The following is a 20596-nucleotide window of genomic DNA, read 5'->3' as shown; positions in this document are numbered from 1 at the left end:
ACCCTATGCCCCCTTTATGAAATAATAAGTTCTTGTTTCTCGATATGTTCAATTACGCTTTCGAGCTCCTGCATCGTTTCAATTGTAAAATGAGCCCCATTTTCAATGAAACGATTACGAACTACTTCTATTTTTTCACGAAGCTCTAACGGATCCATATTCTCAACTTCCTCTTCCATTAAACCGAGCTCACTACTACCGAGGATTACACCAACTGTCCACATTCCAGCATTTCTACCCTCTTTCATATCTGACACGGTGTCTCCAACTTTTATCATATGATTCATTGGATATACACCTAATTCCATCGCATTTTTATAACACATCCACGGATATGGACGACCTGCTGGAACATCATTTGGCGTCACAAGAAAATCAGGTTTATACCCTTGTATTTCTGCTTCTTTTGCAACAATGTCCATCATTTCTCTCGTATAACCAGTTGTTGATCCAATTTTAATACCTCTTTCACGTAGTGAAGAAACCACTTCTTTTACTCCATCAATTGGCGTGGCATAGTACGGTAAATTAGCAAAGAGAATTTCTTCAAATTCTTCATACATCTCATTAATGTCTGCTTCTGTTGGTAATTGTCCGAAAACACGCTTCCACTCATTTGCAATACGAGGCATTTCTGTTAGTGCCCTTACATGATCTATTTTTAATAATCCCATTGGCTTACGTGCTTCTTCTGCTGTAATTTCAACACCGCGTTTATGAAAAATCTTCATGAATACTTCTAATGGTGCAAAACATCCGTAATCAACTGTCGTACCTGCCCAATCAAAAATAACTGCTTCAATTTTCATTCTATCCATCACCCTTCTTACTTATCTTTTTTGCCATTGTGACGTTCGGTTACGAAGTGCTTTCGTTCCCCATTCATATACAACTCTCACTACAATATTTGTAACAACAATAAGTACACTCATTGCAGCTGCTGGTGCTACATTTCCTGCATCATCCATATTTACAATTGATACAGCAGCTAGTTTAAAATCAGCCGCATATAAGAACACTACTGCCGATACAGTTACCATTGAATTTACGAAATAGTACATAACCATTTCTAAAATAGCTGGTAAACACATCGGTACTGTTACTCGAAAGAAAGTTTTATAGAATGGTACACTCATCGACTGTGAAACAAGTTCAAACTCTCGGTCCAGTTTCTTTAAAGCAGTCGTTGCGGTAACAAACGTTACAGAGTAAAAATGAATGATATTTACTAATATTAAAACAGCAATTGTGCCATATAAGGAATGAAACGGATTTGTTACTGAAAGTCCTAGAATTTGAATTGTTGGTTGACTGAAGAAAAAGACATATCCTAATCCAAGTACTAATCCAGGAATCGCTAACGGTACAATAGAGAAAAAGTAACCTACTTTTCTGAAAACATGTAGCTGTTCTATTTTTTCAATCGCATAAGCGAACACAAATGTTAAAATCGCCCCGATAACTGCCGTAATAGCTGAGACAATTACACTATTTTTAAATGCTTCAATTCCGTCTCCTGTCAAACTTGAAAAATTAAAATGCTCAAGTGTAAAACTCATATTATATGGCCATACTTTCACACTTGCAGCAATACCAACTGCCACAAATAAAAGAATGATCATAAATGTGACTACGCTACAATATACGAATGAAATAACATCTCTTTTCTTATTATTTATTATTCTGTAAGGTACTGCTTTTGAAGATAAGAGATTCGCCTGTTTTCTTTGCGTAATACGATCAACTGCAAATGCGAAAATAGCTGGGATTAATAAAATCATTCCGACAGTTGCGCCCATGGACATATTTTGCTGTCCAATTACTTGCTTATATACGTCAGTAGCAAGTACGTTATATTGTCCTCCAACAATTTTAGGTGCCCCAAAATCAGTGAAACTAAGTGTAAATACAACGAACATCGCACTAATTAATCCGTATTTCACACTAGGTAAAGTAACCGTAAGAAACTGTTTCACTTTACTTGCACCTAACATATTAGAAGCTTCATATAAACGATAATCAGAACCTTGGAGAGCAATTAATAAAATAAGGAATGCTTGCGGAAATGTATACATAACTTCAGCTATTACAATTCCTACTGGTCCGTATAACGGTATTTGTATTCCTTCAAATAAACCAAACATCCCTTTTGTTATTAACCCTTGATTACCAAATAAATATGTAAGCGCAATACCGTGCATCATCGTCGGTGCGAATAATGGTAATAATGCTATGTATTGAAATACGCGCTTTCCAAAAACATTTGTACGAGCGATCGCATATGCGTAAGCGAAAGCGAGTGTAACCGAAATAATGGTTGCAGCGCCCGAAATCCATATCGTATTTTGTAGTGATTGAACTAGCGTTGGTGTTGTGAAATATTTACTGAAATTCGCAACACCAACAAAAGCTCCATCTTTATCATAAAAGGCTTGTGTAAACAGTTGTAATAAAGGCAATACAAGCATGATAAAAAATGAAAGAAGCATACCAATAATTAATAGTCTTTGTATCCACTCATCTTTACCGATACGTCTCTTAATCTTTTTTTTTGTACTTTCTGCCTTAAAGTTTTCTAACATCTCCATCTATACAATGACCTTCTTTCCATATGACAACATATGATTTTCTGAGAAAGAGATTTGAATTGGCTTTCCTTTTCTAATAGCAGTTTCCTCTACTTCTGATGCCAATATATCCACTACAATTTTCTCATTATAAAGGTGTGTTTTCTCTTCTATGACCCGCACTTCCGTCCGGTATACAGATCCGCGAAATTCCATGCTTTCTACAACTGTTTTAATACCATTATTTTGTACAATAGTTACATGTTCCGGACGAATTGCATGTTCTTCGTTATTTTTCGAAAAGAAATTAATAGAACCAATAAAATCTGCCACAAACGGATTGGCTGGTCTTTGATAAATCTCCTCTGGTGTTCCAATCTGCATAATTTCCGCATGATTCATTACAACAATTTTATCAGCCATCGTTAATGCCTCTTCTTGATCATGCGTTACCATAATAGTTGTTACTCCCACTTTTTCTTGCAAATCACGCATTTCTCTACGCAACTTTTCACGCACTTTTGCATCTAAAGCAGATAACGGCTCATCAAGTAACAAAATATCGGGAGACAGAGCGAGCGCACGTGCAAGTGCTACTCGCTGCTGTTGTCCACCGGACATTTGAGCAGGATATTTATCTTTTACATTCATCAAATCAACAAGTTCTAACGCCGATAGCGCTTTCTCTTTTACTTCTGCTTTTCCATATTTTTTTGTCTTTAAGCCGTATTCAATGTTTTCAAGTGCAGTTAAATTCGGAAATAATGCATACGATTGAAAAACCATTCCGAAGTTCCTCTTTCCAGGTGGTAATGCTGTAATATCTTTTCCATTCACAGCAATACTACCTGTTGTTGCCTCTTCTAGTCCTGCTAAAATTCTGAGCAACGTCGTTTTCCCACAGCCACTTGGGCCTAATAAACAAACAAACTCATTTTTTTTCACAGTAAAAGAAATATCTTTTAACGCTGTAAATGCATCAAACTGTTTTTGAATGTGTTGAATTGATAAATATTCGCTCATTTTTCTCTCTCCCACTCACTTACTTTTTCGGTTCTGCTTTTTGGCCAAACTCTTTTTCCCATTTTTCTAAAATTTTGTCACGATTTTCTGCTGCCCATTTAAAGTCATTCTTTTTATATAACTTTTCTGTCACATCTTTAGGGAATCCATCTGGAAGTTTATAATCATTTTTAATTGTCGCAAATCCATTTTTCTCGAAGTATAACTTCATTACATCATCTGTAATTGCCCAATCTAAAAATGCTTGTGCTAATTTATCATTTTTTGCATTATCTTTTTTAATAAGTGCGTTCGCTTCTACTTCCCAACCTAATCCTTCTTTCGGCAGTACAACTTCAACTGGTGCACCTTTTTGTTTCTCTTTCAAAGCACTATAAACCATTGATACACCAACTGGATATTCACCTGCCCCTGCTAATTTCGCTGGTTTTGAACCTGAATGCGTATAAGTTGCCATATTATCATGAAGTTTCTTCATGTAATCCCAGCCCTTATCTTCTCCCATAATTTGTAGCCATGCAGAAACTGTTAAAAATCCTGTTCCAGAAGAAGCTGGATGCGGCATAACTAGCGTTCCTTTATATTCTGGTTTCGTTAAATCTTCATATGATTCTGGCATCGGTAAATTTTTCTTCTTTAATTCTTCTTTATTTACAGCAATCCCCGTCATAAATGCCGTATTACCTACCCATTTTTCTGGTTGCTTATCATCTTTAAATTGCGGAAGAACACGATTTGCTCCTTTTGGAGAGTATCCTTTTAACATATCTTTTTTATCTAAAGCTAATAGACTAGACGCTGCAGTTCCCCATACAACATCTGCTTGTGTATTTTTTCCTTCAGCTAGCAATTTCGCTGTAATAACTCCAGTTGAATCACGAACAATGTTCAACTTCACGTCTGGGTACTTCTGTTTAAAAGAATCAAGATAAATCGGTACAAGCTCTTCTTCAATCGCTGTGTAAATAGTTAATGATCCAGATAATTTATCATCTTTCACTTTTGCTCCAGCACTTTCTTCTTTCTTTGCACCACACCCCATTAATAACGAAAATACCATTCCAGTTGCTACAGCCTTAAAGATTGTTTTTTTCACTGTCTCTCTCTCCTTTTACAAATCTTATGTACAACTCAAATATAAACAACTAGTGTAAAAGCAGTATTAAACCAACATTAATCTTTTGTTTGTTGTTTGTTTTTGTGTAATACGTTGCTACTTCTATGTTTTTTCTCATTTTTCCGCTAATATCAAACCTGAAATTTACAAATAATTAAAAAAATCTTTATAATCCCACAAAAAAATGAGGCGTTTGTAAAAAACGCCTCATTTTTGTTTACCTTTTTTTGAATTACGATTTGCGTATTTCGCACTATTTTCTCCTTCATACTCTAATGCAAATTCTGCATCTGGTAAGCTTTCTTTCGGAGTTTTATTATTATTAATTGCTGCATTTTGTTTTACTTTTCTTTTTACCAACATACTCACCTGCTCTCACGAAATAACTTTCTATTCTAGTTTGAAACAACTTACAGTAATTATTACTGGGAAGTGTTAACAAGTACAGAAGAGCTTATAGATGGAAATACTACATACGAACAAGCCATTACAAAAAGGAGCGATTACTTTGAAAGAAAAAGAAACGATACAATCGCCAATTTTAGACGAGACGCTCCCGCATCAAATGAATTTCCCATCATTTAAAGGCACAGGAAAACAAATGCAACAACCTTTTATTAATCAATACGATGTTGTAATTGGAGACAGTAAATACGATTCCACTAACAGTCCTCTTAATAATTGGAGTGATGAAATAGATCCTGCCGTTATGGCTGGAGAAGAATGGATCCATCCTACAAATGATATCGGATGGATCTCAGAAGAAAATCAAGAACTACTAAAAAACGAAGTTGATAACAAAAATGATGCTTTTATGCACCCTCAATTTGGAATTAACGATTAAAAAAACCATTCTACCTAACGTAGGTAGAATGGTTTCATACTATCCAATAATAATTCTCTCTTTCGGATATTTATAGCGAGGTGGTTGTTCTCTTCCACCACTAGCTAATATAAATGTTAAAATACCGACGCGTCCGATAAACATAAGTACAATGAGTACAAGTTTACCAACATTTGTTAACTCTGGAGTAATACCTGTTGATAGTCCAGTCGTCCCGAAAGCAGAACAAACTTCAACTATTAAACTCATAAGTGGTACATTTTCCGTAATGGATAAAATAAATAGCGCTGAGGCACATAATAAAATCCCCATTGTCATAACGACAGATGCTTTCAACACGTCCTCTTCATGTAGCTGACGTTTGAAAATACGGACTGTTCTCCCGCCCCTTGCAAATGTATATAGCGATAATATACTAACAGCAAATGTTGTTGTACGTATTCCGCCCCCAACTGAACTTGGAGATGCTCCAATGAACATTAATATACTCATAAATAAAAGCGTTGGTTGTGATAATTCACGTATATCCATTGTAGCGAGTCCACCACTTCGCGTCGTCACAGATTGGAATAGTGTATAAAATACAGTTTCATGCCATGACTTTCCTACTAAAAAATGATTTCGTTCTAATAGAAAAATCATAATTGTTCCGACAATAACGAGTGCAAAAAATGTCATTGTCGTCAATTTTGTAAATAATGAAAAGCGAAATAGTTGTTGTCGCCTTTTACTAAGGAATTGCTTTACTTCCATTAGCACTGGGAAACCGATAGCTCCTAAAATAATAAGCAACATATGAATCATTTGAACAATATAATCTTTTTTGTACGGAATAAGTGATTGTCCTGTTAAATCAAATCCTCCGTTCGTTGTTGCACTCACAGCGGCAAAGAAACCGTGAAAATAAGCTTCTTGCCAAGTCGGGAAATATAGTAAAAATCTTGTACCTAATAGTATTGCTCCAATGAGTTCTATCGAAATAATTACAATTAAAATAGAACGCATCAATTCTACAAGGCCCGATAAATTTCCTTGGTTATGATCTGCCATAATTAACCTTCTTCGCTGCAAACCAATCTTTTTACCCGTTATAATCCAAACGAATGTACCAAGTGCCATAATTCCTAATCCGCCTAATTGTAAAATCAGGGCTAAAACAATAATTCCTGCTGTTGTAAACGTATCTGAAATAGTCACAACAGACAGTCCTGTAACGCTTACAGCACTAACAGATGTAAACAGCGCATCTATAAATGTCCATTTCACGCCAGGCTTCGTAACAAATGGTAAACTAAGTAAAATTACCGATACAACTACCGCTAGTAAATAAAATACAACGATAAGTTGCACGGGACGTAACTTTTGTAAAAACTTTTTTATATCTCTCATTCCATCACTTCGCTACCTTTTTTCTATCGATTAAATAAAGAAAAATCATCACTTTCTTCATTTGTAAATAACTGCTGAAATAATTTCGCAAATACCATTCCATATACAGTTCCATTTCCCCCATACGGCAGTGCGTAATATAAATTATGTATGTTTTTATCTTCTTTTAAAATAGGAAGACCGTCATGACTGCCACCAAATGCTGCTGCCCAATAGTACTCTGCCTGTATATTTTTATACTGTGGGAACATATCTTTTACAATGTTAATAAGGAGATTACGCTTATGCAATAATTTCGTATCGCCGATTTTTTGAATTTTCAGCGCCTCATCTAATCCGCCTACAATAATGCGGTTTTGATACGTTCGACAATACAAATACGGACGTGCTGTTTCCCAAATTAATGATTGCTCATGCCAGCCTTCAAAATGATCTATCTTATTTGTCACAACGGCATAAGACGTTTCTACTGTTGTATTTTTTTCTTTCTTTCCAAAAATTGCTTCATAACCTGTCGCCATAATAACATTCTTTGCTACGATTTTATTTCCTGTATTCGTGTAACAAATTAAATCATTTTGGATTTGTTTAATATGTAATGCCTCTGTATGTTCATATATAGTAGCGCCCATTTGTTTCGCTTTATGCAAAAGACTATGCGCTAATAAATACGGATTCACTTCTGCATCACCGCTTGTATATAACGCTGCTTGTTTTGCAAATGAATAACGTTTCTTAATATCAGACTCTGTAAAATATTCAACCGGAAATCCATAATGGCGTAACGTATTATATTCTTCTTGTAAAAATGAAATATCCTCATCTCTACTTGCATAATACAAACTATTTCGCGGAATAAAATGGGGATCAATATCGAGAGTTGGCACAACCTTCTCCATTGTTTGCAGCGCTTCATAACAAAGTCTATATGCTCGTACCCCTTTCTCTTCACCAAATGTATAAATAAGAGAGGTTAACGATTTATCATTAACAAATTGTAATAATCCTGTATTTGCAGCTGTGCTACCACATGCAATTGCTCTTTTTTCAATGAGCATAACACGCATTCCAATTTTAGCTAATGAATACGCTATATGAGCACCTGCTTCTCCACTTCCAATTACTAGCACATCACATATCATATCATTTTCTAATGTTGGATAACAAGGTACAGAAACTCCAGTACTCCAAAACAACTTACCAGTCATAAGCTTCATAATTATACTCCTACAATGTATTTTTCTCCTTCCTATGTTTCGTCATTTCCCATAAAAAAATCCAACTAACATACGCTAGTTGGATTTCTTCTCTTTAATTAGAACGCTCTTCAAGCCAATTCCCAACCGTCGGATATGTTTGCTTTACAGCCGTTCCACCATACACGATAGACATATGTCCTGTCGGCAAACATACATACTCTTTATCTGTGCTAGAAATATGATCAAGTAAAGCTTCTACTTGACATGGCAGAGCAATGTGATCACGTTTCGCAGAAATATTTAAGACATTCGCCTTAATATTTGCAAGGTCTACCTTTTGTCCGCGAATAACGAGTTCACCCTTCACTAATTTATTATTTTGATAAAAATCACGAATCCATTGTCTATAAGATTCACCTGGGAACGGAATACCATCGCCTACCCACTTTTGAACTAATTTCCAACTTTCGACGAAGCGCTCATTTTCTGAACGATCGACTAAAGCAACATATGGGCCGACAAAGTTTGTAATTGGTTTTAACATCTTATTTCCGAAATCAATCATTTCTGGCGGAATATTTCCGAATGTATCAACCGCTTTATCTAAATTGAAATATTTCTCATCTAATAAAGGACCGTATAATCCTGTTTCAGAGAAATCAAAAGGACTTGTCATAAAAATCAAGTTACGAATTGGCATGTCCGGATGAAGCGCTGCATAAATAGATGTTAACGTTCCACCCATGCAATAACCAAGTAAAGAAATCTCGTCCGATTTTGCAGTTCTCATTACCTTTTTCACTGCTTTTGCAATATAATCGAACACGAAATCATCAAATTTCAAATGACTATCTTCTAAACCAAATGTGCCCCAATCAAGCATATACACATCAAAACCACGATCTACTAAATATTCCACTAAACTATTACCTGGAGTTAAATCCATAATATACGGTTTATTAATAAGAGCGTATATTAATAAGATTGGAACTCTCTGTGTTTTTTCTTGTTTTGGAATGTAACGATAAAGCTTCGTTTTATTCTTCGTCCAAATAACCTCTTTCGGCGTTAAACCAACTTGTGGTTCTGGTTCGCGTAATAAAACTTCGCTCGCTCTTTTCACACGGCGATATGCTTTACGATATTCTTCTGGGTACAACTCCAATTGCTTTTCCCATTCCGTTACGAATGTAGTCATTTTTTCTATCTCCTTTTTGGTCAATTTCTTTCTAAAAAAAGAAGTGCATTCCTGCTATGGATATGCACTTTTTTTCTTACTTCATTACATGTATAATCCGCCGTTAATGTTTAATTGCTGACCTGTGATATACGCACCGTCACGGCATAGATATACTACACCTTTTGCAATTTCATCAGCTTGACCAAAACGTTTTTTCGGGATTTTCGCAACGATTTTTTGACGCACTTCTTCTGGTACTTCTGCTACCATTTCAGTATCAATAAATCCTGGGCAAATTGCGTTTACAGTTACATTTGTTCTTGCAAGTTCTAACGCTAATGATTTTGTAAATCCTAACATACCTGCTTTTGCTGCTGAGTAGTTTGTTTGTCCAAATCCACCTGCTTGGCCAATAATAGACGAAATACTAATGATTCTACCTTCTTCTGCTTCCGATATGTATGGAAGTACAGCGCTTGTCGTATTAAATACACTGCTTAAGTTCACGTCAATTACGCGCTCCCAATCTTCACGATTTAACTTTTTGAATGTACGATCTCTTGTAATACCAGCATTATTAACAAGGATATCAACTTTACCAAAATGATTCACAGCTTCTTCTACAAGTCTGTTTGCATCTTCTACTTTAGAAACATCCGCTTGAACTGCATAAACATCATGTCCTTCTTTTCCTAATTCATTTACTAAGTTTTCAGCTGCTTCTTTACTGCTGTTATAGTTAATAACTACTTTTGCTCCCTCTTCTGCTAATGCTACTGTAATTGCTTTTCCAATTCCTTTTGCCCCACCTGTTACGATTGCTACTTTGCCATTTAATTGAACCATTTCTTTTCCCCCTTAAATGAATTTGTGAACGATTGTTATGAATCATTTTGGTACTCATACTAATTGAGTCCATATATTAATTATGTTTCGTTGTTTATACATGAAAAGAGATTCTCCCTCTCTCTTTTACACGTTATAAACAAACGTGATTATCATTTTTTATTTTCTGGCTTATTTACAGGCTTTACTTCTTCTTTTACAGGTACTTGTAGTTTAGCTAGTACTGCATTTTGCTTTTCTAGCAATTCTAAAATTTGATCAACTTTCGTTTCCAACGTGCGCATATCTTGTTTTACTTTCGTAACATCACGCTTTAATGTAGGAGCTTGTCCTAATGAATCCACTTTCTCTTCTAGAATTTCCTCGATGTTATCAACTTTATTTTCTAAGTTAATAACAAGCGTAGCTACTCTAGCGATATCCTCTCTCGTCGGCACATTCACCTGTTCTAAATAATTTTTTGTCGTATCATTTAATGCTTTTTGATAAAACAAATTCAAATCTAGAACGCTGCCCATCCAAGCAGAATATTCTTCTGTTTTAATTGTTTCATTGAGCGCTTTTCCCCAAAATGTTTCGGTTTGTTCATAAGCATTTTTCCATGCTTGCAATGGATCGAATTTTTGATCAATCACTTCGACTACACTCCCTTTTTCGTTTTTGAAACAATTCAACCTATTCACTATTTTCTAATATTCTGAATAGAAATTCAAGTATATATTTTATTTTTCTTTATTTTCCAACAAATGTATTGACATTAAAAACAGATAGGTGTAAATTGCACTTATAAGCAAAAAATTCCATCTAACTGATTCATGAGGTGATGCACAATCATGCTACATAATGAACCAGAACACCCAGAAAGTTTGGAAAAAAACCAAGCGAAACAACCAAACTCCATGCCAAAAAACTTCTTAGTTCCTTTCTTACTTCTCTGTCTAAAAGACTGGAGTCTTCATGGTTACAAACTTATTCAAATGCTAATGGACATCGGCTTTTCTTCTGTTGACCAAGGTAATGTGTATAGGACACTACGCAAATTAGAAAAAGAAAATCTTATTTCTTCTACTTGGGATACAAGCGAAGGCGGGCCAGCGAAACGAATTTATTCTTTAACAGAATATGGAGAGCAATATTTAACAACATGTGCGACTTCTTTTGAACATTATCAAAATATGTTGCGGACGTTTTTCACGTTATACACCAATGCATTCTTTCCATTTTCTACTTCTCCAGAAAAGGATGAAAAGGATTCTTCATCTTCACCTGGTGGTACAGCAGAGTAATCTGCGTTCATAATATTCAAAAAAACATTTGGAGGTCACACAATGGAAACTAAGCCATACGAATTAGTCGATGCATTTTGGAAAAACTGGTCTCAATCTCTTTCCCTCTTCTCTTCAGCTGGGAAACAATTAGAGCAACTTACTTTAGAAACGTTAAAACAACAACAAGACGCTTTGCATAAATTAACATCAGGAGTAGATGAACTAGAAAAAGAACTACACCAATTCACTGCTCAGTTCAATAACCAATATACAGACTATGTGAAGCAATTAACTGGAAACTCCTTAAATGATCAAATTAACGAGTGGCAAGAAAAGTGGAATGAGCTTTCTAATCAAATGCACCAACTTACTGTTTCGCCTACGAAAACATCTTTGTCTATTCTTACTCAAACTAGCGGCCAATTTGAAGAAACAACAAAACACTTTATCGAACAGCAACAGTCGCAGCGTGAAGAGGTTCAAAAACAGTTAGAAGTTTTTTTGGGAGAGTTCAAGTCCAAACAACTAGAACTCGCAAAGCAGTTCGAGGAAAACTCAAAAAATCTATTTACTTCCATCAAATAAGAAAAATGTGGCAACTAACTGCAGCACAAACAAAACTCTTTCTTCCTCCTACTACATCAAGATGGCTTACATTTTTCGATATGGAAAAGAAGGAGGACAAAATGAATCCATTTCAAGAAGCACAAACTGTTCCAGAGCTTCGTTACGATGAGATTCAAGTCGGTGATCAAGCATCACTTACAAAAAAAATTACGGATGAGGACGTTATCAATTTTGCAAAATTGACTGGAGATGTAAATCCTATTCACATTCTAGACTCTTTTGCAAAAACGACAATGTTCAAAGAACGTATTGCCCATGGCATGCTCGTTTCAAGTTTTATTTCTACCATTCTTGGAACGAAACTCCCTGGCAAAAATACGATTTATTTATCACAAAACGTTTCATTCCGTGCTCCTGTCAAAATCGGTGATACACTTCGCGTTGTGGCAGAAGTTATTAAAAAGCGGGACGATAAAAAAATCATCACATTGCAAACAAACATATATAATCAATCTGATGATATTGTCGTAGAAGGTACAGCGACAATACTGAAAAAAGAGTAGCAAATTTGCTACTCTTTTTTCTATCCAAGAACTTCTAATCACACCGTTTACTTCCGTGTATGAGTACGTCGTTTACACATAAAATAACATTACCAGATAGCACTTAGCTAAACTGGATTACTCTTTAAGGATGTGTATCAACATGGTGAAAACAAACAAATTACTAGTTCCGGGTGCAGAGCAAGCACTTGAACAATTCAAATATGAAATCGCACAAGAATTCGGTGTAAGCTTAGGATCTAATACAGCTTCTCGTTCTAACGGATCAGTTGGCGGTGAAGTAACGAAACGTCTTGTTGCTTTAGCTCAACAACAATTACGCGGATAACTATATAACCTATGGCTTAGAGGCAGATATTCTCTGCCTCTTTCTTTTTTAACATACATAATAGTGCTTCTTCACATACTAGTAAGAGCAAATCGAAAGGAACGATATGTGAAATGAAACGGATTAACATTAGCATGAGTCCTCCCCGTGTTCTTACTGTATCTTTTATTATGCTATCGATTATCGGTACATGCCTATTGAAATTGCCAATTGCTACAACAACGTCTATTTCATGGCTCGATGCCTTATTTACAACGGTTTCTGCTTGTACGGTTACAGGGCTTGGTGTTGTGGACACTGGTAAAGTATTTACCTTATTTGGCCAATGTGTCATTTTAACACTTATACAAGTTGGCGGGCTTGGCATTATGAGCTTTGCTGTTTTAATCGCAATTATGCTCGGCAGAAAAATCGGCCTTCAAAACCGGATTTTATTACAACAAGCATTAAACCAAACAAATGTCGGCGGAATCATTCGTCTTGCAAAAGCATTATTTTTATTTTCTTTTACTGTAGAATGTATCGCTACTTTATTTCTCTCCTTTGAATGGGTACCAAAATACGGGATTGCCAAAGGGATATATTACAGCTTTTTTCATTCTATCTCAGCCTTTAACAATGCTGGGTTTTCTGTGTGGAGCGATAATTTAATGTCACACTCCCATAGCATTCTCGTCAATCTCGTTATTTCTTCCCTCATTATTTTAGGTGGGATTGGTTTTACAGTTATCGTAGATGTAAAAAGAAAGAAAAACTTTAAAAACCTTACTTTGCACTCAAAGCTTATGCTCTCTTCTACTCTTATCGTCAATATTATTGCTACAGTTTTCATTTTTATATTCGAGTTTCATAATTCAATTTCCATGAGAGGTTTTACACCATTTGAAGAGGGTATGGCTGCTTATTTTCAAGCGATTTCAACGCGTACTGCCGGGTTTAATACTGTTGATATCTCTGCATTATCAAAACCTTCTCTTTTATTAATGATGCTTCTTATGTTTATTGGTGCTGGCAGTGCTTCTACTGGTGGCGGGATTAAGTTAACAACTTTTTTAATTATGTTTTTAGGCGTATTTAAATTTTTGCAAGAACAAGATGATATTGTCGTATTTAAAAAATCCATTAAAGATACGCTCATTGTCAAATCATTAACGATTACTATTATTTCAATTTCGTTTATTTTTCTTTCCATTTTAATTTTAAGCATCACTGAAAAAGTTCCTTTATTAATGAGTGCTTTTGAAGTATTTTCAGCATTTGGAACTGTCGGCCTTAGCATGAATTTGACGCCACACTTAACAATCATTGGCAAAACAATTATTATCTTTATGATGTTTTTTGGAAAGATGGGGCCTTTAACATTAGCCTTTTCATTTGCACGTAAAAAACAAAGAAAAATAAAATATCCCAACGAAGATATTTTAACAGGTTGACAACCGTATAAATTATCCATATAATGAGAATACAATAGCATATCTCCAAAGGGGAGTAGCGTCCAAGAACTATTTCTTGGAAACAAAGTCGTCATTACGTAGAACTTAGTTCTTCCGGCTTTGTTGGCATTTTCATTACATATGTCTAGCAAGACCTTTGCCTATCAACGGCAGAGGTCTTTTTTGTTTTCAAATTCCTTCCACCGTTGATACGCAGGAGTATGGGGAAACTAAACAGTGGGGAACTTCTTCACTTGTTTAGTCTTTATAGAAATGAGAGGAGAATGTACATGGATGTATCATTATTATTGGAGTATGGTTGGGTATTACTCATCCTAATTGCACTAGAGGGGATTTTAGCGGCTGATAACGCTCTCGTTCTCGCAATCATGGTAAAACATTTACCAGAAGAAAAACGAAAGAAAGCACTATTTTATGGATTAGCAGGAGCGTTCGTTTTCCGCTTCGGATCACTATTTATGATTTCGTTCCTAGTAGATGTATGGCAAGTGCAAGCAATTGGTGCGATTTATCTTATGTTTATCGCGGGGAATCACTTATTTAAAACGTATGTTAAAAAGAATTCACATGAAGAAACAGAAGAAAAAGAAGCAAAGAAAAAACAAGAAAACTTTTGGTGGACTGTATTTAAAGTCGAAGTTGCTGATATCGCCTTCGCTGTTGATTCAATTTTAGCTGCTGTTGCATTAGCAGTGACTTTACCGAAAACAGGATTAGGTACGATTGGTAGTCTTGATACAGGTCAATTTATCGTTATCTTTACAGGTGGACTTATCGGATTAGTTATAATGCGATTTGCAGCAACTGCTTTCGTACAAATATTAAAACGTAAACCAGGACTTGAAACTGCAGCATTCTTAATTGTAGGTTGGGTTGGTGTAAAATTAGCGATTTATACGCTAGCACACCCTGCTTTAGGTGTCCTTCCGCATTCATTCCCAGAATCTACTCCGTGGAAGCTTACATTCTGGATTGTATTAATTGGAATCGCAGTTGGCGGTTGGTTCTTCTCGAAAGAAGTAGAAGTAAAAGTAGAAAAGAATTTAGACGAAAAAGCGCTGTAATTACAGCGCTTTTTCTTTTCCCCTCGTTTCAATCCCTCTCTATTTTTAGAAAAAATTCCATTATACTACCTTTTGTAAACGCTTCCTTTCCAGATGTATGTCCTTTTTGTGAAACATTGAACAAACTTATTGAAAATGAGAACAAATCCATGTACTTTATTCATATAAGGAGTATTTATAGACGATGTACTAAAGGAGCGTATTACTCATGCTAGAACAAGGATTAGATTACGTTGTAAAACTGGCTAAGAGCAAAAAGCAAATGCTAGATACAAATCCAATGCAATATTTCATTCGCGCTGCACTTGCTGGCATTTATATCGGTTTTATTATTGTACTATGTTTTAAATTAGGTAACTTTTTTCATGTTGTTGATTCACCAGCAACATATTTAGCTTCCTCCATGTTTTTCGGAATTGCTCTGATACTTATTATATATGGCGGTGCTGAATTATTTACTGGCAATACAATGTACTTCACAGTGGCAACTTTAAGAAAAGAAACAACTATTTCTGATACACTTCGCAACTGGGTTGCTTGTTATGCAGGTAACTTAGCTGGCGCTTTATTCTTTGCCTTACTATTTTACGCAACTGGCATTTTCGGAGCAATCGATCACGGTCATTTAATGAATACAGTCGTTGAAGGAAAAATGAACACACCTACAATGCAATTATTCTTTAAAGCGATTTTATGCAACTGGCTCGTATGTCTTGCCTGCTTCTTACCTTCTCAAGTAAAAGGTGATACAGCAAAAATATTGATGATAATGATGCTCGTTTTCACATTCTTCTTATCTGGCTATGAGCATAGCATTGCAAACTTATCATTGTTTGCCTTATCTTTAGTTTCACCACATCCTGATACAATTACTTTCGCTGGGGCTATTCATAACTTAATTCCAGTTACAATCGGTAACATTATTGGCGGATCGGTATTTGTCGGTATGGTATATCATTACTTAACAAAGAAAGCACCTGTTGCTAAACAAGAAGAAACTGAATTAGTAGCAGCTCAAACAGAGGAAATTATTCCTTTACAAGCACATATGAAACACTAAAAACTCCAAAGTATCACTTATCAAGACTTAAATTATAAAAATCTCTAAAAATAAAGGAAAGCACATATTATACATGACTAATATATGCTCTCCTTTTATTCCATTAAAGCGCCCGATTGTCGAAAATCACCAGACCTTTATTAGCTAGTTAGTTGAAGAAGAATTTGTTCCACAACCCTTAAGTTATTATAATACAAAAAATAAAATTCTCCTCCTGCAATTCCTTCAAATCGGTCAATCTCCACGTCTTTTGAATTCCCTGAAAGTTGCTAAATTTAAGCCGAATAACTACACCATCTCTAGCAAAATAATTAACATATTCTATGCAAGAAAGTTTAGGTAGCTAATAGCATATGTTTTATTGAAAGGGTGTGATTGAATTATGGATCGGCCGAACTGGGGAATTGGAGGATTAGTATTCGTTGGCTGCATGTTTCTTGGTGGAGGAGTGGGATCTATGTTAGGAAATACCCAAACTGGATGGCTAATAGGAATGGGTGCTGGATTTCTTGGGATGGCTTTAACGAGACTGATTAGAAAGTAATATAACATGGGTTATTCTTCCAGTAAATAAGACGATATGCATTTAAGTAATTACTTACATACGCGCTCTATAAGATGTAGTAATCGTACTTATACAAAGCCACTCTCTAACAGAAAGTGGTTCTTTTTATTTTCGGCTCTTTTAAAATTCATTGTATACATAATAAACTATGTTTAATCTCTGTTTATATAATATACAATGCAAGAAAAAAGAGGATACTACGTCCTCATATTGGACATATTATCCTCTTCTTATTATAGTCTGTTTAAGTTTCACTTTGGAGGTTTTAGCTCCCTACATATTTCAAGGCAATACAAGGATTAATTTCCCCTTCTTCCTTCCCTCTCTCTATTCTCTGTTTCATCTGATGCATACCGATGACATCATTTGTATGAAGGTGAATTTCATTAACATATAGACCTTCTGTACAAAAGACTTCTACAAAATCTAACCCATTCTTTTGCCTCCATCCCATGTTAAAATCAAGAGAGAGGATGTTTACCTTATTACTCCGAACAAATTGTAATGCAGATTCTACTGTAGTTGCCAAAACATATCCGTACGGGCAACTTCTTTGATCATCCATATATACATTCATTTTCTATCTCCTCTCTATTTTGCATATGTGACCAACACATAACATATTGCTCCAAGGCTAATAAAAGGTCCAAACGGAATTGGGGTTCTTATTTTTATACGTTTTAACGCTATACCTATTCCGAAAAAACAAAGACTAAAGCAAGATGCTAAAAATAAAGTTATAAAAACCCCTTTCACTCCCACTATAAATCCGAGTAACGAAAGTAATTTTACATCACCTCCGCCAAGACCATCTGGATAAATCCTTTGCATGCAATATAACAAAATGAATATAGTTCCACTACCAGCTAAACTATCTATCCAAGTAACTAACGGTACAAAAATACATTCTAAAATAAGCAAAAGCGCAAACCAAATTAAAATACGATTAGGTATTAGCATATATACTAAATCTGTAACTGAAATAATAAGAAGTAAAGAAAAGAGCGATAAAGTGATGATGAGCTCTCGTTCTATTCCAATTACATATACAGTAAGAAAAAATAAACTACCTGTAACAAATTCAAATACTATGTACAAACTTGAGATTTTCCTCTTACAATTCGTACAACGCCCTTTTTGTATACAAAATGAAATGATTGGAATCAGTTCTTTCGGCTTTAACGTATACTTGCAGTAATAACAGTACGAACGCGGTGTAATAATAGATTCCCCTACTGGAACTCTCATCGCAATCACCATAAAAAAAGAACCAAACACCATACCCATTAACAATGCATATAAATAAGTGAACATCCCTTCCTCTCCTTTCCAAAAGAACATAACAAAAAAAGGAGAGAACTTCTACTTCATATTATCTTTATTCTATTAAAAAAGCAGGCCGTTTTCCGGCCTGCTTTCCCCTATTTTATACGATGAAATATACTGCTTTTAATGGTCCGTGTACTCCGACAACAAGATTCATTTCAATATCCGCAGAGTTACTTGGTCCTGTAATAAAGTTAATACAAGATGCGACTGCTTCACCTTTTTCCACACGAGAGTTCATATGTTGAACTGCTTGTGTAATGCGAGGTACAAGTGTTTCACGTGGAATAATAGCAAAGTATACAGTCGGTAAAAAGTGTAAAGAACGCCCTTGTCCTTTATGACTTTGTACAACAATCGTACCAGATTCAGCTAATGTATAATCACTAAATGCAATACCGATATTCGCTTTTTCCGCTATACGCATATTCTCTTCTTTTTTCTCAGGATCCCATACATTTACCTCAACATTTTGCTTTGGAAGCTCTTCTTTAAATAAAGAAGTCAATCCATAGGAATCAAAACGTTCATCTGCTGATAATATAATAGGTCCTCCGCCGTTTTCAACGATTACTTTTTGAATATCTTCACGTAAACGGTCGTTTGTCGTTTCCACAACAGTTGTATGAATGTTTGTACATTGATTTTTAAATACTTCTAACAATTCTTCTTGTGAATAATCTTTTAACGTTTCTTCATTCACATTACTTTTCCATGCTGGACGTTCTACGCCTTCTGTTTTACGCGCGCGCCCAAGTTCTTTTGCGATATTATCTAGAAAGGACTCACGGTTTTGAATTAATCCTGTCATTATTTGTCCCCGCCTTTCTTATGATCTTTATACCAATCACGGAATCGTTCTTTACTTGGAGCCGGGAATTCACGAATATCCGTCCAGTTTTTAAGTGGACCAACACCTTTTGATACACGATTGCCAGATGTAAATGGACTCATTGCTGCCGGTGCTATTTTTGATCCCATTTTATATAAAGCTGCTGAAGATGCGCCCATACTAAACATTTTCATTGCTAATTTCTCTGCAAGTGGGGCACGTCCTTCTTGCTCAACGATAACTTGACGATGTTTTAATAATAAATCATGTAACGGAATCTTTACTGGACAAGCTTCCGTACACGCTCCGCATAAACTAGATGCATAAGGAAGTTCTTTATAATCATCATATCCACCTAAAAGTGGTGTTAACACTGCACCAATTGGTCCTGAATAAATAGAACCATATGAATGTCCACCAACGTGACGATACACAGGACATACATTGACACAAGCAGCACAACGAATACATTGCAATACTGAACGGAATTCCGATCCAAGGATTTGAGAGCGGCCATTATCAACAACGACTAAATGAAACTCTTCTGGTCCATCTACCTCTTCCTCTTGAATTGGTCCTGCTACTGTTACATAACTTGTTAGCTTTTGACCTACTGCACTACGACATAGTAAACCAACTAAAACATCTAATTCTTCCATTGTCGGAACCATACGTTCCATACCCATTACTGCAATTTGTGTTTTCGGAATCGACATAACAAGATCGGCATTACCTTCGTTCGTTACTAAACAAAGAGAGCCCGTATTTGCAACAGCGAAGTTACAACCTGTCACACCAATTTCTGCATCCATAAATTTCTCACGAAGTTGTTTACGAACAAACTTTGTCATTTCGTATGGATCATCAGAATTTTCATATCCAAGTTTTTCTTTAAATACATCACGAATTTGCGTTCTGTTTTTATGAAGTGCAGGCGCAATAATATGTGATGGTGGATCGTTATCTACTTGTAAGATATACTCTCCTAAGTCACTCTCTAACACTTCACAACCAATCTCTTCAAGGGCATGATTCATACTAATTTCTTCAGTTACCATTGATTTTGATTTTACAACTTTCTTCGCTTGTTTCTTTTTTGCAACGTCTTGAATGTACTTTGCTGCATCCTCTTTCGTTTTCGCAAAGTAAACGTGACCGCCTCTTTTTGATACATTTTCACTTAACTGCATTAAGTAATAATCAAGATTTTCTAACGTATGTTGACGAATTTGTTCACCTAGTTCACGCCACTCTTCCCAGTTTCCTAACTCTTCAGCTGCTTTCAATCGATTTGTATATAAACGCGTTTGTGCAGAAGATACTGCTCCGCGCATAAACGAATCTTGAATTCCATCGCCAACGCGATCATTAAATTTTTTCTCACTGATTTTCATAGACATAGCT

At 35.6% G+C, this 20596-nt stretch carries 23 protein-coding genes and 1 riboswitch; of the genes, 9 read left to right on the top strand and 14 right to left on the bottom strand.

Going from position 1 to position 20596, the window contains the following annotated elements; translation table 11 throughout:
- Positions 1 to 14: 14 nt before the first annotated feature.
- The 5 genes from phnX to MHB76_RS06585 form a co-directional block, all read right to left on the bottom strand.
- Positions 15 to 809 carry a phosphonoacetaldehyde hydrolase gene (phnX, locus tag MHB76_RS06605; protein ID WP_078173259.1) on the bottom strand — a complete coding sequence of 265 codons (795 nt, stop codon included), beginning with the start codon at positions 807 to 809 and terminating at the stop codon, positions 15 to 17.
- 21 nt (positions 810 to 830) lie between these two features.
- Positions 831 to 2588 carry a putative 2-aminoethylphosphonate ABC transporter permease subunit gene (locus MHB76_RS06600; RefSeq protein WP_078173260.1) on the bottom strand — a complete coding sequence of 586 codons (1758 nt, stop codon included), beginning with the start codon at positions 2586 to 2588 and terminating at the stop codon, positions 831 to 833.
- Entirely contained in the window at positions 2589 to 3590 is a 1002-nt protein-coding gene (locus MHB76_RS06595) for a putative 2-aminoethylphosphonate ABC transporter ATP-binding protein (protein ID WP_078173261.1), read from the bottom strand.
- 19 nt (positions 3591 to 3609) lie between these two features.
- A complete protein-coding gene (locus MHB76_RS06590) occupies positions 3610 to 4686 on the bottom strand; it encodes a putative 2-aminoethylphosphonate ABC transporter substrate-binding protein (protein ID WP_016104247.1) in 1077 nt (358 codons plus the stop codon).
- 228 nt (positions 4687 to 4914) lie between these two features.
- Positions 4915 to 5070, bottom strand: coding sequence for a hypothetical protein (locus MHB76_RS06585; RefSeq protein WP_002011566.1), 156 nt, complete (start codon positions 5068 to 5070; stop codon positions 4915 to 4917).
- 97 nt (positions 5071 to 5167) lie between these two features.
- Here MHB76_RS06585 and MHB76_RS06580 point away from each other — a divergent pair, with 97 nt between their 5' ends.
- Entirely contained in the window at positions 5168 to 5551 is a 384-nt protein-coding gene (locus MHB76_RS06580) for a DUF3905 domain-containing protein (protein WP_002158745.1), read from the top strand.
- A 39-nt stretch (positions 5552 to 5590) separates the two neighbouring features.
- On the opposite strand, the gene MHB76_RS06575 is transcribed toward MHB76_RS06580, so the two are convergent.
- The 5 genes from MHB76_RS06575 to phaR form a co-directional block, all read right to left on the bottom strand.
- The gene (locus MHB76_RS06575) at positions 5591 to 6940 is read right to left on the bottom strand and encodes a TrkH family potassium uptake protein (RefSeq protein WP_078173262.1); all 1350 of its coding nucleotides are present in this window, start codon (positions 6938 to 6940) and stop codon (positions 5591 to 5593) included.
- Between the two features lie 23 nt (positions 6941 to 6963).
- Complete coding sequence (locus MHB76_RS06570) at positions 6964 to 8157, bottom strand: NAD(P)/FAD-dependent oxidoreductase (protein ID WP_340986033.1); 1194 nt, start codon at positions 8155 to 8157, stop codon at positions 6964 to 6966.
- A gap of 94 nt (positions 8158 to 8251) precedes the next feature.
- Positions 8252 to 9337 (bottom strand): class III poly(R)-hydroxyalkanoic acid synthase subunit PhaC, encoded by a 1086-nt coding sequence (gene phaC / locus MHB76_RS06565; RefSeq protein WP_002011573.1) that lies wholly within the window; start codon positions 9335 to 9337, stop codon positions 8252 to 8254.
- 84 nt (positions 9338 to 9421) lie between these two features.
- Positions 9422 to 10165, bottom strand: a complete 744-nt coding sequence (locus MHB76_RS06560; protein WP_000250406.1) for an acetoacetyl-CoA reductase — start codon at positions 10163 to 10165, stop codon at positions 9422 to 9424.
- A 152-nt stretch (positions 10166 to 10317) separates the two neighbouring features.
- Positions 10318 to 10800 (bottom strand): polyhydroxyalkanoic acid synthase subunit PhaR, encoded by a 483-nt coding sequence (gene phaR, locus MHB76_RS06555; protein WP_000566956.1) that lies wholly within the window; start codon positions 10798 to 10800, stop codon positions 10318 to 10320.
- Between the two features lie 198 nt (positions 10801 to 10998).
- On the opposite strand from phaR, the gene phaQ reads away from it, so the two are divergent.
- From phaQ to MHB76_RS06515, 8 genes are all read left to right on the top strand, one after another.
- Positions 10999 to 11451 (top strand): poly-beta-hydroxybutyrate-responsive repressor, encoded by a 453-nt coding sequence (phaQ, locus tag MHB76_RS06550; protein WP_000903018.1) that lies wholly within the window; start codon positions 10999 to 11001, stop codon positions 11449 to 11451.
- 42 nt (positions 11452 to 11493) lie between these two features.
- Entirely contained in the window at positions 11494 to 12018 is a 525-nt protein-coding gene (gene phaP, locus MHB76_RS06545; protein WP_002011575.1) for a polyhydroxyalkanoic acid inclusion protein PhaP, read from the top strand.
- Positions 12019 to 12119: 101 nt separating this feature from the next.
- Positions 12120 to 12563 (top strand): MaoC family dehydratase, encoded by a 444-nt coding sequence (locus MHB76_RS06540; protein WP_001067911.1) that lies wholly within the window; start codon positions 12120 to 12122, stop codon positions 12561 to 12563.
- Positions 12564 to 12705: 142 nt separating this feature from the next.
- A complete protein-coding gene (locus MHB76_RS06535; protein ID WP_000241212.1) occupies positions 12706 to 12891 on the top strand; it encodes an alpha/beta-type small acid-soluble spore protein in 186 nt (61 codons plus the stop codon).
- Positions 12892 to 13004: 113 nt separating this feature from the next.
- Entirely contained in the window at positions 13005 to 14324 is a 1320-nt protein-coding gene (locus MHB76_RS06530; protein ID WP_078173264.1) for a TrkH family potassium uptake protein, read from the top strand.
- Between the two features lie 38 nt (positions 14325 to 14362).
- Positions 14363 to 14535, top strand: a riboswitch (yybP-ykoY riboswitch).
- A gap of 79 nt (positions 14536 to 14614) precedes the next feature.
- Positions 14615 to 15409 (top strand): TerC family protein, encoded by a 795-nt coding sequence (locus MHB76_RS06525; RefSeq protein ID WP_002158752.1) that lies wholly within the window; start codon positions 14615 to 14617, stop codon positions 15407 to 15409.
- 208 nt (positions 15410 to 15617) lie between these two features.
- Positions 15618 to 16469, top strand: a complete 852-nt coding sequence (locus MHB76_RS06520; protein ID WP_002158753.1) for a formate/nitrite transporter family protein — start codon at positions 15618 to 15620, stop codon at positions 16467 to 16469.
- Positions 16470 to 16851: 382 nt separating this feature from the next.
- The gene (locus MHB76_RS06515; RefSeq protein ID WP_016100337.1) at positions 16852 to 17013 is read left to right on the top strand and encodes a hypothetical protein; all 162 of its coding nucleotides are present in this window, start codon (positions 16852 to 16854) and stop codon (positions 17011 to 17013) included.
- 286 nt (positions 17014 to 17299) lie between these two features.
- Here MHB76_RS06515 and MHB76_RS06510 read toward each other — a convergent pair whose 3' ends face one another.
- The 4 genes from MHB76_RS06510 to MHB76_RS06495 form a co-directional block, all read right to left on the bottom strand.
- Positions 17300 to 17611: a cyclic-phosphate processing receiver domain-containing protein gene (locus tag MHB76_RS06510; RefSeq protein WP_002158754.1), complete on the bottom strand. Its 312-nt coding sequence runs from the start codon at positions 17609 to 17611 to the stop codon at positions 17300 to 17302.
- A 14-nt stretch (positions 17612 to 17625) separates the two neighbouring features.
- Positions 17626 to 18348, bottom strand: a complete 723-nt coding sequence (locus MHB76_RS06505; RefSeq protein ID WP_002158755.1) for a prepilin peptidase — start codon at positions 18346 to 18348, stop codon at positions 17626 to 17628.
- A gap of 112 nt (positions 18349 to 18460) precedes the next feature.
- Positions 18461 to 19171, bottom strand: coding sequence for a LutC/YkgG family protein (locus MHB76_RS06500; protein ID WP_078173265.1), 711 nt, complete (start codon positions 19169 to 19171; stop codon positions 18461 to 18463).
- Positions 19171 to 20592, bottom strand: a complete 1422-nt coding sequence (locus MHB76_RS06495) for a LutB/LldF family L-lactate oxidation iron-sulfur protein (RefSeq protein WP_002149674.1) — start codon at positions 20590 to 20592, stop codon at positions 19171 to 19173. The genes MHB76_RS06500 and MHB76_RS06495 overlap by 1 nt, the downstream gene beginning before the upstream one ends.
- Positions 20593 to 20596: the final 4 nt, after the last annotated feature.

This window comes from Bacillus sp. FSL M7-1345 (genome assembly GCF_038006985.1).
Lineage (GTDB): Bacteria > Bacillota > Bacilli > Bacillales > Bacillaceae_G > Bacillus_A > Bacillus_A cereus_U.
This window is presented reverse-complemented; position numbering and strand designations above follow the sequence as displayed.

What these genes read in the sequence shown, in the direction of transcription:
- MHB76_RS06525 (WP_002158752.1), top strand. Translation starts at nt 14,615, where the DNA reads ATGGATGTATCATTATTATTGGAGTATGGTTGGGTATTACTCATCCTA.
- MHB76_RS06515 (WP_016100337.1), top strand. Translation starts at nt 16,852, where the DNA reads ATGGATCGGCCGAACTGGGGAATTGGAGGATTAGTATTCGTTGGCTGC.
- MHB76_RS06530 (WP_078173264.1), top strand. Translation starts at nt 13,005, where the DNA reads ATGAAACGGATTAACATTAGCATGAGTCCTCCCCGTGTTCTTACTGTA.
- MHB76_RS06505 (WP_002158755.1), bottom strand. Translation starts at nt 18,348, where the DNA reads ATGTTCACTTATTTATATGCATTGTTAATGGGTATGGTGTTTGGTTCT.
- MHB76_RS06575 (WP_078173262.1), bottom strand. Translation starts at nt 6,940, where the DNA reads ATGAGAGATATAAAAAAGTTTTTACAAAAGTTACGTCCCGTGCAACTT.
- MHB76_RS06570 (WP_340986033.1), bottom strand. Translation starts at nt 8,157, where the DNA reads ATGAAGCTTATGACTGGTAAGTTGTTTTGGAGTACTGGAGTTTCTGTA.
- MHB76_RS06495 (WP_002149674.1), bottom strand. Translation starts at nt 20,592, where the DNA reads ATGTCTATGAAAATCAGTGAGAAAAAATTTAATGATCGCGTTGGCGAT.
- phnX (WP_078173259.1), bottom strand. Translation starts at nt 809, where the DNA reads ATGAAAATTGAAGCAGTTATTTTTGATTGGGCAGGTACGACAGTTGAT.
- MHB76_RS06540 (WP_001067911.1), top strand. Translation starts at nt 12,120, where the DNA reads ATGAATCCATTTCAAGAAGCACAAACTGTTCCAGAGCTTCGTTACGAT.
- MHB76_RS06560 (WP_000250406.1), bottom strand. Translation starts at nt 10,165, where the DNA reads ATGGTTCAATTAAATGGCAAAGTAGCAATCGTAACAGGTGGGGCAAAA.
- MHB76_RS06580 (WP_002158745.1), top strand. Translation starts at nt 5,168, where the DNA reads ATGGAAATACTACATACGAACAAGCCATTACAAAAAGGAGCGATTACT.
- MHB76_RS06585 (WP_002011566.1), bottom strand. Translation starts at nt 5,070, where the DNA reads ATGTTGGTAAAAAGAAAAGTAAAACAAAATGCAGCAATTAATAATAAT.
- MHB76_RS06595 (WP_078173261.1), bottom strand. Translation starts at nt 3,590, where the DNA reads ATGAGCGAATATTTATCAATTCAACACATTCAAAAACAGTTTGATGCA.
- phaC (WP_002011573.1), bottom strand. Translation starts at nt 9,337, where the DNA reads ATGACTACATTCGTAACGGAATGGGAAAAGCAATTGGAGTTGTACCCA.
- phaP (WP_002011575.1), top strand. Translation starts at nt 11,494, where the DNA reads ATGGAAACTAAGCCATACGAATTAGTCGATGCATTTTGGAAAAACTGG.
- MHB76_RS06600 (WP_078173260.1), bottom strand. Translation starts at nt 2,588, where the DNA reads ATGGAGATGTTAGAAAACTTTAAGGCAGAAAGTACAAAAAAAAAGATT.
- MHB76_RS06500 (WP_078173265.1), bottom strand. Translation starts at nt 19,171, where the DNA reads ATGACAGGATTAATTCAAAACCGTGAGTCCTTTCTAGATAATATCGCA.
- MHB76_RS06510 (WP_002158754.1), bottom strand. Translation starts at nt 17,611, where the DNA reads ATGAATGTATATATGGATGATCAAAGAAGTTGCCCGTACGGATATGTT.
- phaQ (WP_000903018.1), top strand. Translation starts at nt 10,999, where the DNA reads ATGCTACATAATGAACCAGAACACCCAGAAAGTTTGGAAAAAAACCAA.
- MHB76_RS06520 (WP_002158753.1), top strand. Translation starts at nt 15,618, where the DNA reads ATGCTAGAACAAGGATTAGATTACGTTGTAAAACTGGCTAAGAGCAAA.
- MHB76_RS06535 (WP_000241212.1), top strand. Translation starts at nt 12,706, where the DNA reads ATGGTGAAAACAAACAAATTACTAGTTCCGGGTGCAGAGCAAGCACTT.